The 15,187-nt window shown below is 71.3% G+C and carries 13 protein-coding genes; 7 read left to right on the top strand and 6 right to left on the bottom strand.

The genetic code is table 11. The annotated features are described in order from the left end of the window. Positions 1-49: 49 nt before the first annotated feature. A complete protein-coding gene (locus tag GA0070604_RS27355) occupies positions 50-988 on the bottom strand; it encodes an ABC transporter permease (protein ID WP_091124836.1) in 939 nt (312 codons plus the stop codon). An 88-nt stretch (positions 989-1,076) separates the two neighbouring features. After that, entirely contained in the window at positions 1,077-2,678 is a 1,602-nt protein-coding gene (locus GA0070604_RS27350; protein ID WP_091124832.1) for a peptide ABC transporter substrate-binding protein, read from the bottom strand. A gap of 416 nt (positions 2,679-3,094) precedes the next feature. Between GA0070604_RS27350 and GA0070604_RS27345 the strand changes: the two genes are divergently transcribed. Together GA0070604_RS27345 and mdh are read left to right on the top strand one after the other, a co-directional pair. Then, a complete protein-coding gene (locus GA0070604_RS27345) occupies positions 3,095-3,958 on the top strand; it encodes a bifunctional methylenetetrahydrofolate dehydrogenase/methenyltetrahydrofolate cyclohydrolase (protein WP_091124829.1) in 864 nt (287 codons plus the stop codon). Positions 3,959-4,058: 100 nt separating this feature from the next. Further along, positions 4,059-5,009, top strand: coding sequence for a malate dehydrogenase (gene mdh / locus GA0070604_RS27340; protein ID WP_091124824.1), 951 nt, complete (start codon positions 4,059-4,061; stop codon positions 5,007-5,009). A 99-nt stretch (positions 5,010-5,108) separates the two neighbouring features. Here mdh and GA0070604_RS27335 read toward each other — a convergent pair whose 3' ends face one another. Beyond that, the gene (locus GA0070604_RS27335; RefSeq protein WP_091124821.1) at positions 5,109-5,909 is read right to left on the bottom strand and encodes an MBL fold metallo-hydrolase; all 801 of its coding nucleotides are present in this window, start codon (positions 5,907-5,909) and stop codon (positions 5,109-5,111) included. 135 nt (positions 5,910-6,044) lie between these two features. On the opposite strand from GA0070604_RS27335, the gene GA0070604_RS27330 reads away from it, so the two are divergent. After that, positions 6,045-7,262 carry an NADP-dependent isocitrate dehydrogenase gene (locus GA0070604_RS27330; RefSeq protein ID WP_091124818.1) on the top strand — a complete coding sequence of 406 codons (1,218 nt, stop codon included), beginning with the start codon at positions 6,045-6,047 and terminating at the stop codon, positions 7,260-7,262. Between the two features lie 449 nt (positions 7,263-7,711). Here the strand turns inward: GA0070604_RS27330 and galT are convergent, their stop codons facing one another. From galT to cysC, 3 genes are all read right to left on the bottom strand, one after another. Continuing rightward, positions 7,712-8,785 carry a galactose-1-phosphate uridylyltransferase gene (gene galT, locus GA0070604_RS27325; RefSeq protein WP_091124813.1) on the bottom strand — a complete coding sequence of 358 codons (1,074 nt, stop codon included), beginning with the start codon at positions 8,783-8,785 and terminating at the stop codon, positions 7,712-7,714. Beyond that, the gene (locus tag GA0070604_RS27320; protein ID WP_091124809.1) at positions 8,782-9,570 is read right to left on the bottom strand and encodes a DeoR/GlpR family DNA-binding transcription regulator; all 789 of its coding nucleotides are present in this window, start codon (positions 9,568-9,570) and stop codon (positions 8,782-8,784) included. Before GA0070604_RS27320 ends, galT begins: the two co-directional genes overlap by 4 nt. Before the next feature lie 143 nt (positions 9,571-9,713). Then, positions 9,714-11,243 carry an adenylyl-sulfate kinase gene (gene cysC / locus GA0070604_RS27315; protein WP_091124805.1) on the bottom strand — a complete coding sequence of 510 codons (1,530 nt, stop codon included), beginning with the start codon at positions 11,241-11,243 and terminating at the stop codon, positions 9,714-9,716. 463 nt (positions 11,244-11,706) lie between these two features. Between cysC and GA0070604_RS27310 the strand changes: the two genes are divergently transcribed. Genes GA0070604_RS27310 through GA0070604_RS27295 form a run of 4 tightly spaced genes read left to right on the top strand, consistent with a single transcriptional unit; the run spans position 11,707 to position 15,163 of the window. Beyond that, positions 11,707-12,621 carry an ABC transporter ATP-binding protein gene (locus GA0070604_RS27310; protein ID WP_091124801.1) on the top strand — a complete coding sequence of 305 codons (915 nt, stop codon included), beginning with the start codon at positions 11,707-11,709 and terminating at the stop codon, positions 12,619-12,621. Beyond that, complete coding sequence (locus GA0070604_RS27305; RefSeq protein WP_091124797.1) at positions 12,614-13,495, top strand: ABC transporter permease; 882 nt, start codon at positions 12,614-12,616, stop codon at positions 13,493-13,495. The genes GA0070604_RS27310 and GA0070604_RS27305 overlap by 8 nt, the downstream gene beginning before the upstream one ends. After that, positions 13,492-14,451 carry an ABC transporter ATP-binding protein gene (locus GA0070604_RS27300; RefSeq protein ID WP_091124793.1) on the top strand — a complete coding sequence of 320 codons (960 nt, stop codon included), beginning with the start codon at positions 13,492-13,494 and terminating at the stop codon, positions 14,449-14,451. The genes GA0070604_RS27305 and GA0070604_RS27300 overlap by 4 nt, the downstream gene beginning before the upstream one ends. Position 14,452: 1 nt before the next feature. Continuing rightward, the gene (locus tag GA0070604_RS27295) at positions 14,453-15,163 is read left to right on the top strand and encodes an ABC transporter permease (RefSeq protein ID WP_091124789.1); all 711 of its coding nucleotides are present in this window, start codon (positions 14,453-14,455) and stop codon (positions 15,161-15,163) included. The last annotated feature ends 24 nt before the right edge of the window (positions 15,164-15,187 follow it).

Here is a 15,187-nt window from a genome sequence, read left to right as displayed (position 1 = left end):
CTCGGCGCCGGCCTGAGGAGCCACTGCGTTGATGATTCGTTCGCTTCGCTCACTCATAGCGGATCCTCGGGTCGAGTACGGCGTACAGGACGTCCACCACCAGGTTGGAGACGAGGTAGACCACGACCAGCACGCTGACGATGCCCACCACCAGGGGGCCGTCCTCGGTGCGGATGCCGCGGAAGAGGTTGAAGCCGACACCGGGGATGTTGAACACGCCCTCGGTGATGATCGCGCCGCTCATCAGGTTGCCCAGCTCGACGCCGAGGAAGGTGACCACCGGGATGAGCGAGTTGCGCAGCACGTGCACGCTGACGATCCGGCGCTTGACCAGGCCCTTCGACCGGGCGGTACGCACGTAGTCGGCGCGCAGGTTCTCCGCCACCGACGTCCGGGTCAGCCGCAGCGCGGTGGCCAGCGAGAGCGAGCCGAGCACGATGCCGGGCAGCAGCAGGGCGTACAGGCTCGGTTCGGCGCCGGCGGTCGGCGGGAAGAGCTGCCACTTCACGCCGAGCAGGAACTGGGCCAGCGGGGCGAGCACGATGGTCGGGATGCCGAGCACCAGCAGGGTGAGCACCAGCGTCGAGTTGTCGAAGATGCTGGCCCGCCGGATGCCGGCGATGACGCCCGCGGTGACGCCGATGACAATCGTGACGGCCATGGCGATCAGCGCCAGTTTGATGGTGACCGGCCAGGCGGTGGCGAGGATGTCGCCGATCTGCCGTCCGGTCAGCGACTGCCCGAGGTCGCCCTGGAGCAGGTTCTTGAGGTAGTCGAAGTAGCGGTAGAAGAAGCCACCCACGCCGGTCGCGTCGAGGTGGTACTTCTCGGTCAGATATGCCCGCTGGGCCGCGGTGACGGGTCGTTCCCCCGCGAGCGCCTGAATGGGGTCGCCCTGGCCGGCGAACATCAGCGCGTAGACGATCAGCGTGGTCCCGAAGAACGCGAGAACCATCTGGAGCAGTCGCCGCAGAATGAAGCGGAACATCCTGAAGTCTCTCTGGAAGGGGCGGAAGGTACGCCGCTCGCGCGGGTCGGGCCACCCGTTGTGGGTGGCCCGACCCGGCGTACGGGTGTTACTTGACGGCCTCGATCTTCAGCAGGTCGACCCGGTCGAAGAGGTCCACCTCGACGTTCTTGACCTTGGTCGAGTGGCCGAAGTTGTTCTGGCCGTACCGGAGCGGGATCACCGGCATGTCCTCGGCCAGGAGGTCCTCCGCCGCCTGGTACTTCTTGATCGCCTCGTCCTCGGTCGGGGCGCTGGCGCCCTCGGCGAGCAGCTTGTCGAACTCCGGGTTGCTGTAGCCGTAGTAGTTCGACGAGCCGTTGGTGCTGTACAGCGGGCCGAGGTAGTTCTCCATGGACGGGTAGTCCATGACCCAGCCCATCCGGAACAGGCCGACCGGCTGCTTCTGCTTGAGCTTGGTCAGCAGGTCCGCGAACTTCGGCTCGGCGGTGCCGACGCACTCCACGCCCAGGTTGGCCTTGAGCTGGTTGCAGGTGGCGTCGATCCAGTCCTTGTGGCCACCGTCGCCGTTGTAGGACAGCTCGATCTTCTTCGGGCCGCCCGCGGCCTCGTACAGGGCCTTGGCCTTGGCCGGGTCGAACTCACCGGACGCGCCGATGGTGTTCTCCCGGTAGCCGGCGACCACCGGCGAGACGAACGAGCGGGCCGGCTGCTGCGAGCCCTTGAAGATCGACTTGGTGATCTCGTCCCGGTCGATCGCCATCGAGATGGCCTTGCGCACGTCGGGGTTGCTGAATTCCTTCTGGAAGGTCGGGACGGCCAGCACCTGGAGCGAGGAGGCCGGGCTCTGCTGGAACCGGTCGCCGAGGTCGGCGGCGGCGGTCGACAGGTTCTCGGTCGGGATCGTCTTGATCACGTCGAGGTTGTCCGACAGCACGTCCGCGTACGCGGCGGTCAGCTGCTGGTAGATCCGGAACTCGACGCCGCCCACCTTCGGCTTCTCGCCGGGGAAGGCGTCGTACCGCTCGACCTCGACCTTGGCGTCGTGCTGCCAGTTGCCCTTCATCTTGAACGGGCCCTGACCGACCGGCGCCTGCTCGTAGCCCTCGGCGAGCACGCCGGGAGCGGAGAAGGCCGCCTTGGGCAGCGGGTAGAAGGCCGTGTAGCCGAGCATGGTCTTGAAGTCGACGTACGGCTGGGAGAGCGTCACGGTGAAGGTCAGGTCGTCGACCTTCTTCAGCCCGCTCAGCGTCTTGGCCTTCGGCGTCTCGCCCTGGAGGTCCTCGTACCCAGCGATCTTCTCGAAGAAGTAGCTGGCGTTCTGGCCGTTGGGGGCGTACGCGCCGTAGTTCCAGGCGTCGATGTAGTTCTCGGCCGTCACCTGCTCGCCGTTGTGGAACGTGTAACCGGGCTTCAGCTTGATCGTCCAGACCTTGTTGTCCGACGACGTCACCGATTCGGCCGCCACCTCGTACGGCTTGTTCGCCTCGTCGTAGTCGATCAGCGGGCTGAACAGTGCGGACAGCACCTGTGAGCCGCTCGTCTCGTTGGTGTTGGTCGGCACCAGGTGCTGCGGCTCGGCGATTTCGATCCGCACGGCCGCGTTGGGGTCGCTCTTGCCGCCGCTGCCCCCGCCCGAGCCACAGGCCACCAGGCCCAGGGTCACCGCGAGCGGGAGAGCGGTCCAGGCGGCGAGCCTACGAACACGCATTGGAGTCTCCTCATCTCCTCACGCTGCGCAGTCAGGCCCGGCGCTGGGTAACGCTGCGCAACGATCGGCAACGGTAGGTCGTCGCGGGCTGTTTCGGCAACGGGAGCGTTGCGATGTGGTAACGGAGTGCGCCACCCGGCCTTGGCCGGGAGTCGGTGCTCTGCTATGGGGGTGAAGGTGAAAGAGCTGGCCAGTGCCGCATTTTGCAGCCGACAGATCGGACCCGGGGTCCGCTCCCGATGTCCCCGCGTGCTTGCCGACTGCCCGTCCGCTGTGCCTGGTTCGTCCACTGGCATCCGTCTCACCATGTGGCGCGATACACATTTTCGTAACAGTGAGTGACGAATAACACGTCACTGACGGTCACCGTTCGCCGTCATCGTTCGGCCGGCCGTGCGACGTGAGACGATCCAGGCGTGACGGCGATGATCCTGGACGGCAAGGCGACGGCGGCGGAGATCAAGGACGAGCTGCGGACGCGGGTCAAGGCGCTGGCGGAGCGCGGGACCGTCCCCGGGCTCGGCACGGTCCTGGTCGGCGCCGACCCGGGCTCCCAGGCGTACGTCAACGGCAAGCACCGCGACTGCGCCGAGGTGGGCATCGCCTCGATCCGCCGCGAGCTGCCCGCCGACGCCACCCAGCAGCAGGTGGACGACGTTCTCGCCGAGCTGAACGCCGACCCGGCCTGCCACGGCTACATCGTCCAGCTGCCGCTGCCGGCCCACCTGGACACCCAGCGGGCGCTGGAGATGATCGACCCCGGGAAGGATGCCGACGGGCTGCACCCGGTCAACCTGGGCCGGCTGGTGCTCGGCTACGACGCCCCGCTGCCCTGCACCCCGCGCGGCATCGTCGAGCTGCTCCGCCGGCACGACGTCGCGCTACGCGGCGCCAAGGTGGCGCTGGTCGGGCGGGGTAACACGGTCGGTCGCCCGCTCGGCCTGCTGCTCACCCGGCGCAGCGAGAACGCCACCGTGACCCTGTGCCACACCGGCACGCTGGACCTGGCCGAGCAGACCCGCGCGGCCGACATCGTCATCGTCGCGGCCGGCGTGCCGGGCCTGCTCACCGCCGACATGATCAAGCCCGGCGCGACGGTCGTCGATGTCGGCATCACCCGGGTGATCGGCCCGGACGGCAAGGGCCGCTACACCGGCGACGTCGACCCCGAGGTGGCCGAGGTGGCCGGCAAGCTGGTGCCGATGCCCGGCGGTGTCGGGCCGATGACCCGGGCCATGCTCCTGACCAACGTGGTGGAACGCGCCGAACGGCAGATGTGATCCACCCAACCGCGTCATAACCGTCCGCCCCTGGCCCGATGGGTGCCAGGATGGCTGATACGGTCCGGAAAACCGACTGGTAGCAGGGAGTGGGACGACCATGGGTAAGAAGGTCACTGTCGTCGGGGCCGGCTTCTACGGCTCCACCACCGCGCAGCGCCTGGCCGAGTACGACGTCTTCGACACCGTCGTGATCACTGACATCGTCGAGGGTAAGCCGGCGGGCCTGGCGCTGGACCTCAACCAGTCGCGCCCGGTCGAGGGCTTCGAGACCAAGGTCGTCGGCGTCACCACCGGCCCGAACGGCGAGGGCTACGAGGCCATCGAGGGCTCGGACGTCGTCGTCATCACCGCCGGCCTGCCCCGCAAGCCGGGCATGAGCCGGATGGACCTGCTGGAGACCAACGCCAAGATCGTCCGCCAGGTCGCCGAGAACGTCGCCAAGTACGCCCCGAACGCCGTCGTCATCGTGGTCTCCAACCCGCTGGACGAGATGACCGCGCTGGCCCAGATCGCCACCCAGTTCCCCAAGAACCGGGTGCTCGGCCAGGCCGGCATGCTGGACACCGCCCGGTTCACCAACTTCGTCGCCGAGGCGCTGAACGTGCCGGTGAAGTCGGTGAAGACGCTGACCCTGGGCTCGCACGGCGACACCATGGTCCCCGTCCCGTCGAAGAGCACCGTCGACGGCAAGCCGCTGCGTGAGGTCATGCCGGCCGAGCAGATCGAGGAACTGGTCGTCAAGACCCGCAACGGCGGCGCCGAGGTCGTCGCGCTGCTGAAGACCGGCTCCGCGTACTACGCCCCGTCGGCCGCCGCCGCCCGGATGGCCAAGGCCGTGGCCGAGGACTCCGGCGAGGTCATGCCGGTCTGCGCCTGGGTCGACGGAGAATACGGCATCTCCGGCGTCTACCTGGGCGTCGAGGCCGCGATCGGTGCCGAGGGCGTCAAGCGGGTGGTCGAGACCGACCTGGACGCCGACGAGCTGGCCAGCCTCAAGGAGGCCGCCGAGGCGGTCCGCGCCAAGCAGTCCGACATCTCCAACATGTGACCCCGCACCATTCGCGCCGAAGGGGCGCGTCGGCTCCCGCCGGCGCGTCCCTTCGCCGTCTCACCCCCACTCACCCGGCGGGCGGGGAGGCGGGCTGGATCAGGGGAGAGGGCTGAAGGGGCGGCCCAGGTGGGGGGTGGCGAGGATGGTGCGGCCTCGCGTGTCGGCGGTCGACAGGAGGCGCAGGCGGGAGGCGCGGGCGGTCGCGGGGTCCTCCTCGTGGGCGTACGCCAGGGTGGGGTCGACCAGCTGCAGGGGGTGCACCAGCAGGTCGCCGGTGACCAGCAGTCGCTCGTCGGCGGAGTCGACCAGCACCGACTGGTGGCCCGGGGTGTGCCCGGGCGTGCTCAGCACGCGTACCCCTGGGGTCAGGTCGGTGTCGCCGTCGACCACCCGGAGCTGGCCGGCGGCGCGCAACGGCCCGAGGAGCCGGGCCGGCAGCTCGGGGTGGAACCGGTCCAGTGCCGCCAGCTCGGCGCGTTGCAGCAGGTAGTCCGCGTTGCGGAAGTACGGCGTGCCGACCACCGCCCAGCCGACGTGGTCGGTGTGCAGATGGGTGAGTACCACGGTCCGGACGTCCGCCGGGTCGACACCGGCGGCGGCCAGTTCGGCCGGCAGCCGCCCCGGGGCCGGCGCCCAGCTCGCGGCCAGGGAGCCGGCCGGGCCGACGCCGGCATCGATCAGGGTGACCGGCCCGTCCCCGGTACGCAGCGCGAAGCAGCGGAACGGCAGCCACCAGCGGCCGTCCGGGGTGACCGTGTCCGGGTCCCGCCGGTCGGCCTCCCGCCACTGCGCCGGGGTGGCGTCGGGGAATGCCTCCTCGCGTGGCTGGAAGAACGGGCCTGCCGCGTCGACGAGGGCGGTGACCGTGATAGACCCGACCGTGTGAGTGACTGGCATTCGGGAAGGATGCCAACCGCGGCCCGTTCCGGGCCATCCCGTTTCTCACGGGGTGAGGCCGGCTGGGATGCCCCGGTCAGTTTCCAGTACGCTCGTACTGCTTGAGCACGTGTCCCCCGAGAGGAGCGCCGGCCGATGGCGAAGATCAAGGTAAACAACCCGGTCGTGGAACTCGACGGCGACGAGATGACCCGGATCATCTGGAAGCAGATCCGGGAGCAGCTGATCCTGCCCTACCTCGACGTCGACCTGCACTACTACGACCTGTCGATCCAGCACCGCGACGCCACCGACGACCAGGTCACCATCGACGCCGCCAACGCCATCAAGGAGCACGGCGTCGGCGTCAAGTGCGCCACCATCACCCCGGACGAGGCCCGGGTGGAGGAGTTCGGCCTGAAGAAGATGTGGCGGTCGCCGAACGGCACCATCCGCAACATCCTCGGCGGCGTCGTGTTCCGTGAGCCGATCATCATGTCGAACGTGCCGCGGCTCGTCCCGGGCTGGACCAAGCCGATCATCATCGGCCGGCACGCGCACGGCGACCAGTACAAGGCCACCGACTTCGTCGTCCCCGGCCCGGGCACGGTGACCATCACCTACACCCCGGCCGACGGCGGCGCCCCGATGGAGATGGAGGTCGCCAACTTCCCGGGCGGCGGCGTCACCATGGGCATGTACAACTTCGACGAGTCGATCCGGGACTTCGCCCGCGCCTCGATGCGTTACGGCCTGGACCGTGGCTACCCGGTCTACCTGTCGACCAAGAACACCATCCTCAAGGCGTACGACGGCCGATTCAAGGACATCTTCGCCGAGGTGTTCGAGAACGAGTTCAAGTCGGAGTTCGAGGCCGCCGGCATCACCTACGAGCACCGGCTGATCGACGACATGGTCGCCGCCGCGCTCAAGTGGGAGGGTGGCTTCGTCTGGGCCTGCAAGAACTACGACGGTGACGTGCAGTCCGACACCGTCGCCCAGGGCTTCGGCTCGCTCGGCCTGATGACCTCGGTGCTGATGACCCCGGACGGCCGCACCGTCGAGGCCGAGGCCGCGCACGGCACGGTGACCCGGCACTACCGGCAGTACCAGAAGGGCGAGAAGACCTCGACCAACCCGATCGCGTCGATCTACGCCTGGACCCGGGGCCTGGCCCACCGGGGCAAGCTGGACGGCACCCCGGCGGTCACCGAGTTCGCCAACACCCTGGAGCAGGTCATCGTCGCCACGGTCGAGGGTGGCCAGATGACCAAGGACCTCGCGCTGCTCATCTCGCGCGACGCTCCGTGGCTGACCACCGACGAGTTCATGAACGCGCTCGACGAGAACCTGGCCCGTAAGCTCGCCGCCTGATTCCGCCCATACGTCACGACGGAGCCCGCCAGCCTGCGCCGGCGGGCTCCGTCGTCTTCGCCGGCGGGCCGGTCGTCTCGGTGGGCGGGCTCCGTCGTCTCTGCCGGCGGGCCGGTCGCTTCGGTGGGCGGGCTCCGTCGTCTTCGCCGGCGGGCCGGTCGCTTCGGTGGGCGGGCCCTCGTCTCCGCCGGTCGCGTCACCGCAGGTGGCACGCCTCGTTGAGCATGGTGGACGGGGCGTGAGTCCCGCCCAGGAAGGTTGACCGCGTCGCCTCGCGGCATGAGTGCCGATCAGCCAGCCTTCCCGGCTGTCGCGCACAGCCAGCCGTCCCTTCCCTTGCGGGGGGCCCTGTCCCGGGCCCCCCGCGCCCTGTTGTCCGGCCCATCGGCCCTCGGGTGTTAACAGGGGGCCCCTGCTCTACCGGAGGCGTTAAGAAGGGGCCCCTCCTTTCACGCGGTGCGGAGCAGTTCGGCGGCGCGTTCCGGGGCGACGTCGCTGATGAACACGCCCATCCCCGACTCGGAGCCGGCCAGGTACTTCAGCTTGTCCTTGGCGCGCCGGATGCTGAACAGCTGCAGGTGCAGGTGCCCCAGCTCCCGGTCGACGTGCACCGGGGCCTGGTGCCAGGCGGCGATGTAGGGCATCGGCAGGTCGAACAGCCCGTCGAAACGGCGCAGCACGTCGAGGTAGAGCGGCCCGAAGGCGTCCCGCTCGGCGTCGTCCAGCGCCGGGATGTCCGGCACCGGGCGGTGCGGTGCCACGTGCACCTCGAACGGCCAGCGGGCCGCCGCCGGCACGTACGCCGTCCAGTGCTCGTTGCTCGCCACCACGCGGTCGCCGGCGGCGCGTTCGGTGGTGAGCACGTCGGCGTAGAGGTTGCCCCCGGTGCGCTCGAAGTGCCGGCGGGCGGCGGCCAGCATGGTCCGGGTCCGCGGCGTGACGAACGGGTACGCGTAGATCTGGCCGTGCGGATGGTGCAGGGTCACCCCGATCTCCACGCCCCGGTTCTCGAACGGGAAGATCTGCTCCACCCCGGGCAGCTCGCCCAGCGCGGTGGTGCGGTCGGCCAGGGCGTCGAGCACGGTGCGCACCCGGCCGGGGGAGAGGCTGGCGAACGAGGCGTTGTGGTCGTCGGTGAAGCAGACCACCTCGCACTTGCCGCGCCCGGGGCGGACCGGGGTGAACGGGGTGATCTCGGCCGGCTCCTCGGCGACGTGCTGGCTCAGCGAGGGGAACCGGTTCTCGAAGACGGCCACGTCGTAGTCGGGGGCGGGGATCTCGCTGAGCCGGTCGCCCCGGGAGGGGCAGAGCGGGCACTGGTCGGCCGGGGGCAGGAAGGTGCGGGTCTGCCGGTGCACCGCCACCGCCACCCACTCGTCGGTCAGCGGGTCGTACCGGAGCTGGGACGCCGCCGGCGGCGGGGGCAGCTCGCGGCGGTCCGGCTGGTCACGGACCGCGTCGTCCCGCTCGTCGAAGTAGATCAACTCGCGGCCGTCGGCCAGCTCTATCCGGGTACGTCTCACGGCGTCCCCTCGGTGCCCGGCACGACCACCAGCTCGCCCACCCGGTCCGCCAGCGTCCGGCGCGCGTCCGGTGCCAGCCGGTCGTCGGTCACCAGCACGTCCGCGGCGTCCAGCCCGACGATCGAGGAGATGCCGACCGTGCCCCACTTGGTGTGGTCGGCGAGCACCACCAGCCGGTCGGCGGCGGCCACCAGGGCCCGGTTCGTGTCGGCCTCCATGAGGTTCGGGGTGGTGAACCCGGCGCGTTCGCTGATCCCGTGCACGCCGAGGAAGAGCAGGTCGAGATGGAGCGTCCCGAGCGCCGCCACGGCCAGCGGGCCGACCAGCGCGTCCGACGGGGTACGCACCCCGCCGGTGAGCACCACGGTCTGGTCCGGCCGGCCGCCGACGTGCAGGATCTCGGCCACCGGCAGCGAGTTCGTCACCACGGTCAGCCCCGGCACGTCGACCAGCCGGCGGGCCAGCTCGGCGGTGGTCGTGCCGGCGGAGAGGGCGATCGCGGCGCCGGGGTGGACGAGCCGCGCGGCGTGGTCGGCGATCGCCGCCTTCTCGGCGGACTGCCGGACCGACTTGGCGCGGAACCCGGGCTCGTCGGTCGAGCCGGGGCCGGTGACGGTCGCCCCACCGTGCACCTTGGCCAGTACGCCCCGCTCGTGCAGCGTCTCCAGGTCGCGCCGGATGGTCATGTCGGAGACGCCGAACTCGGCGGCCAACTCGGTGACCCGTACGCCCCCGAAGGCGCGTACCCGCTCCAGAATGGCCGCCTGCCGCTGTCGCGCGAGCACCCGCCGTCACCTCCGGCTCTCGCGACCACGTCCCAACGTGGTCGAACGCGATCCAACAAAGGCGAACACTAGCGCCCAGGCGGGGTACGGCAAAAGGACAGGTGGCGCACCGACCACGAACGGCCGGCGGGCGGCGGGGACGATCAGGCGGACTGGAGGCGGGGCTCCACCCAGCCGCTCTCGGTCAGATGCTCCATCACCTGCTGGACCGCCTCGTCGACGGTCAGCGCCGTGGTGTCCACCACCAGGTCGGCGTCGGTCGGCTCCTCGTACGGGTCGTCGATGCCGGTCATCCCGGTGAGCAGACCCGCGCGGGCCCGCGCGTACAGGCCCTTGCGGTCGCGCTGCTCGCACACCTCCAGCGGGGTCGCGACATGGATCAGCAGGAAGCCCGCCCCGGCGGCCTGCGCCATCTCCCGGGCGGTGGCCCGGGCCGCCGCGTACGGGGCGATCGGGCAGCAGATGCCGACCCCCCGGTGCCGGGCGATCTCGGCGGCCACCCAACCGATCCGGCGCACGTTGGCGTCCCGGTCGGCCTTGCTGAAGCCCAGCCCGGCGGAGAGCTCCCGGCGCACCACGTCGCCGTCGAGCAGGGTGATGCTGCGTTCGCCGCCCTCGCGCAGCAGGTCGGCCAGGCCCCGGGCGATCGTCGATTTGCCGGACCCGGACAGCCCGGTCAGGAAGATCACCAGGCCCCGGTGCCGGCGCGGCGGGCGGGCCCGGGCCAGCTCCTTGGCCACCGCCGGCGGGGTGTGCCACTCGGGCAGCGGGAAGCCCCGGTCGAGCAGGTCGCCGATCTCCTCCTGGCTCAGCGCCAGCCGTCGGTTGCGCGGCGGAATGTCCTCCCGCCAGCGCCACTGCCCGTCCCGGTTGTCGTATGCCAGCTCCCGGGGGACCAGCACCCGCAGGCCCGCCCCGGAGAGCATTCCCTCGGTGGAGAGCAGGTGGGTCACCCCGTACGCGGCGGCGACCCGGGCCCGGAGCAGGGCGTCGCTGATCTCGTCAGGCCGCCTGGCCAGCGGCACCGCCACCAGGGTCGCCGGGGGCATCCGGTCACGGGCGGCGAACACGGTGCGGACCAGCGCCTCGGACGGCAGCCCGCCGACCCCCTCGTCACCGACCGGGATCATCACGAGCAGGTGCGCGCCCAACGTGCGAGCGGCGTGCGCGATCTGCGCGAGCTGCGGCCGGTGCAGCGGCCGGTCGGCGAAGACACCGAGCACCCGGCCCGGCGGCAGCAGCGCCTTGACCTCCTCCGGGCTGCGCCGCAGCCGCTGGAACGGCCCGCGGCCGCCGTCGCCGAGCCGGCGTACCGTGCCGCCGACACCCACCATCCCCTCGCGGACCGGCCAGACGTCGGTCACGTCCATCGCCGCCACCGGGGCGCCCTCGCCGTCGGTGAGCACCAGCGCCCGGCGCAGCGGCTCGTCCAGCTCCAGCCCGCCGGCGAGCGTCGCCGGCACCTGCAGGGTCACCGGCACCGGCCACGACGTGCCGTCGGCCAGCCGGCCGCGCCGGCTCAGCGCGGCCAGGTCGGCCCGCGTCATGAAGCCGGTCAGCGGGGCGTACGCCCCGGTCAGCAGCAACTCCAGATCGGCCAGCTCACCGGTGCGAGGCGCGTACGCCGGCGCGTCCCGCAGCACGTCCTCGGGCAGCACCCACCCGTTGCTCATCTATCCCCCAACTCGCCGGCCAGCACACAGTTTCGCAGCCGGTCGGGCTCCGGTCGAGAGCACCACTCCACCTCAGGGCCACCGCCCGTTGACGCGGCCGTCGCCGATCGCGACCGGCCGGCGGCGACCGGTGAAGCGGTGCCGAACGACCCCGTCCAGCGTAAGCAATCGGTGGAGGCGCTGGTCAGCCCGTTCGGTCGACACCCGGACGGGACCTGGTACGCCGGCTCGCCCCGGTCGCTGCGACGCGCGTCGAGCGCGCCGAACGCGAGCGCGTCGTCGCCGGGCCAGCCGGACGGCCGACTCGAAACGGCCGGTCGGTCAGCCGGACCTGAAGATCTGGACCATTCACGGTCCGCCCCCGGCCGACCTGCGCGGGCCGACCGGTCGGGGGGCGGAATCAGGGGCATCCCCGAGCGTTTCCTGATACCCAGGGCGGCACGCACTTTCTACGCTGGGCGTCGTGACACTGCTCGCGACCGAGTCGCTGACCAAGACGTACGGAGGTCGGGTCACCGCGTTGGCCGACCTCACGGTGTCGGTCGAGCCGGGGATCATCGGACTGGTCGGCGCCAACGGCGCCGGCAAGTCGACCCTGATCAAGATCCTGCTGGGCCTGCTCGCCCCGACCAGCGGCCGGGTCTCCGTGCTCGGCCTCGACCCCACCACCGACCCGGCGGCGGTCCGCGCCCGGGTCGGCTACATGCCCGAACACGACGCCCTCCCGCCCGACCTGTCCGCCGCCGAGCTGGTCACCCACCTCGGCCGGATCAGCGGCCTGCCGCGGGCGGTCGCCCGGGAGCGGGCCTCGGAGGCGCTACGCCACGTCGGCCTGCACGAGGAGCGACACCGGGCCGTCGGCGGCTACTCCACCGGCATGAAGCAGCGGGTGAAGCTGGCCCAGGCCCTGGTGCACGACCCCGACCTGCTGCTGCTCGACGAGCCCACCAACGGCCTCGACCCGGCCGGCCGGGACGCCATGCTCGCGCTGATCCACCGGATCGGCAACGAGTTCGGTATCTCCGTGGTGGTCTGCTCACACCTGCTCGGCGAGGTGGAGCGGATCTGCGACACCCTGGTCGCCATCGATGGCGGCCGGCTGCTGCGCGCCGACCGGGTCGCCGCGATGACCTCCGCCACCGACGTGCTCGCCGTCGAGGTCAGCGAGGGTACGGACGACCTGGCCGCCCGGCTCGCCGCGCTCGACCTGCCGGTGTCCCGGGAGGGGCGGCTACTGCTCGTCCCGCTCGCCGACGACGCCACCTACGACCTGATCCTCGGCGCGGTCGCCGAGCTGGACCTGCCGCTGCACCGGCTGGACCAGCGGCGGCACCGGGTGGCCGAACTCTTCGCCACGAGGGAGCCCAGCCATGCCTGAGCCGACCGGCGTCATCCACGACATCGGGTACCAGCGTTACACCGGCCTCCGGCTGGGCCGTCGGCACGTCTTCGGCGCGCTCTACCTGCACGGGCTGCGGACCGCGTTCGGCCTCGGCCGGTCCGCCAAGGCGAAGATCTTCCCATGGCTGGTGGTCGGCATCGTGGTGGTGGTCGCCGCCGGGCTGACCGCGGTACGCACCCAGACCGGCCAGGTCGTCATGACGTACGCCCAGTTCGCCGACGCGATGAGCTGGCTGGTCATCTTCTTCGTCGCGGTGGTCGGGCCGGAGCTGGTCTCCCGCGACCTGCGTAGCGGGGTGCTGCCGCTCTACTTCTCCCGGCCGCTGCCCCGCGGCGACTACGCGCTGGCCAAGCTCGGCGCGCTGGCCTCCGCGCTCTGGCTGCTGCTCGGCGCGCCGCAGCTGGTGATGTTCCTCGGCGCCGCGTTCACCACCAAGACCGGCATGCACGGGGTCTGGGACGAGCTGCTCGACCTGCTGCCCGGCCTGCTCTACGCGGCCCTGTGGGCGGTGGTCTTCTCCTCGGTCGCGCTGCTCATCGCCTCGCTCACCGGCAAGCGCGCCTTCGCGGCCGGCGGCATCGTGGCGGCCTTCCTGATGACCACCCCGATCGTCGGCACCCTGTCGATCATGCCGTCCCGGGCGGTCAACGAGCTGGCCATGCTCGCCTCGCCGTCCACCCTGGTGCAGGGGGTCGGCCTGTACACCCTCGGCGACCTGCTCGCGCCCGGCGCGTCGGCGGAACAGATGATCGGCGACTTCGGCCCGGTCTACCTGGTCGCCGCCGGGGTGCTGGTGGCCGGCTGCGTCGCCCTGCTGCTGCTGCGATACCGGAAGGTGGCCGCCCGATGACCACGATCAGCGCCGGCCCACAGGCGGCGGCGCCGACCACGCCCGCGTCCACCCTCGACCTCGCCGGGGTCTCCCGCTGGTACGGCAACGTGGTGGCGGTCAACGATGTCACCATGCGGCTCGGGCCCGGGGTGACCGGCCTGCTCGGGCCGAACGGCGCGGGGAAGACCACCCTGCTGCACATGATGGCCGGGTTCCTGGCCCCCTCCCGGGGCGCGGTCACCCTCGACGGGGAGCCGACCTGGCGCAATCCCGGCGTCTACCGGCGGCTAGGCCTGGTCAGCGAGCGGGAGGCGGTGCACACCTTCCTCTCCGCGTACGAGTTCGTGCTGGCCAGCGCGAAGCTGCACCGGCTGCCCGAACCGGAGGCGGCGGCCCGCCGGGCGATCGACCTGGTCGAGATGGCGGACGCGCAGGACCGGCGGATCGGCACGTACTCCAAGGGCATGCGGCAGCGCACCCGGGTGGCCGCCGCGCTGGTCCACGACCCGCAGGTGCTGCTGCTCGACGAGCCGTTCAACGGCATGGACCCGCGGCAGCGGCTGCACATGATGGCCCTGCTGCACCGCCTCGGCGACGCCGGCCGGACCATCCTGTTCAGCTCGCACATCCTGGAGGAGGTCGAGCAGGTCTCCGGCACCGTGCAGGTGATGGTCGCCGGCCGGCTGGCCGCCTCCGGCGACTACCGGACCATCCGCCGGCTGATGACGAACCGGCCGCACGTCTTCGCGGTGCGTTCCACCGACGACCGGGCGCTGGCGGTCGCGCTGATCGCCGAGCCGTCGGTGACCGGGGTGGAGCTGGGCCGGGGCGGGCTCACCGTCCGGGCCGGCGACTACGGCGCCTTCACCCGGGCGCTGCCCAAGATCGCACTGGCCCGGGGCGTCCGGGTCCGGTCGCTGACGCCCGAGGACGAATCGCTGGAGAGCGTCTTCTCCTACCTGGTGGGGAGCTGACATGTCGACCGTTACCTGGATCACCGCCCGTGGGCTCTTCGGCCGACGCCGGTTCCTGCTGCTGCTCCCGCTGCCCGCGCTGCTGCTGGCGCTGGCGATCATCTCCCGGAGCGTGGGCGTCCACCCGAGCCAGTGGGGGACGCCGGTGCTGGTCGGGCTCGGGCTGGCCGTGGTGCTGCCGGTGGTCGCGCTGATCGTCGGCACCGGCGTGCTCGGCGCCGAGATCGACGACGGCACCGTGGTGCACATCCTCACCAAGCCGTTGCCGCGCTGGCAGATCGTGCTGCCGAAGCTTGCCGTGGCGACCGGGGTGAGCGCGGCCACCGTCGCCGTCCCGCTCTATGTCGCGGGCGTGCTCGCCGACTCGGTACGCCTCGGGCTGGCGCTCGCCGCCGCGTCGGCGCTGGGCGCGCTGGCGTACTCGGCGCTGTTTCTGGCGCTCAGCCTGGTGACCCGGCGGCCCGTGCTGCTCGGCCTGGTCTACGTGCTGATCTGGGAGGGGCTGCTCGGCCGGTTCGTGGAAGGCAGCCGGGTGCTCTCCATCCAGCAGTGGGTGATCGCCCTCGCCGATCGGATGGCCCCCACCGAACTGCTCGGCACCACTGTCTCGGTCCCGGTGGCCGCGGTTCTCACCGGGCTCGTCGCCGTGGGCTTCACGGTCCTCGCGATCGACCGCCTCCGCTCCTTCAGCGTGGCCGGCGAAACGAGCTGAGTTGAAAGGAGGGGCCCCTTCTTA

The organism is Micromonospora eburnea (assembly GCF_900090225.1).
Classification (GTDB): Bacteria; Actinomycetota; Actinomycetes; order Mycobacteriales; family Micromonosporaceae; genus Micromonospora; species Micromonospora eburnea.
The sequence above is the reverse complement of the archived record's forward strand: the minus strand, read 5'-3'. Positions and strand labels throughout refer to the sequence as shown.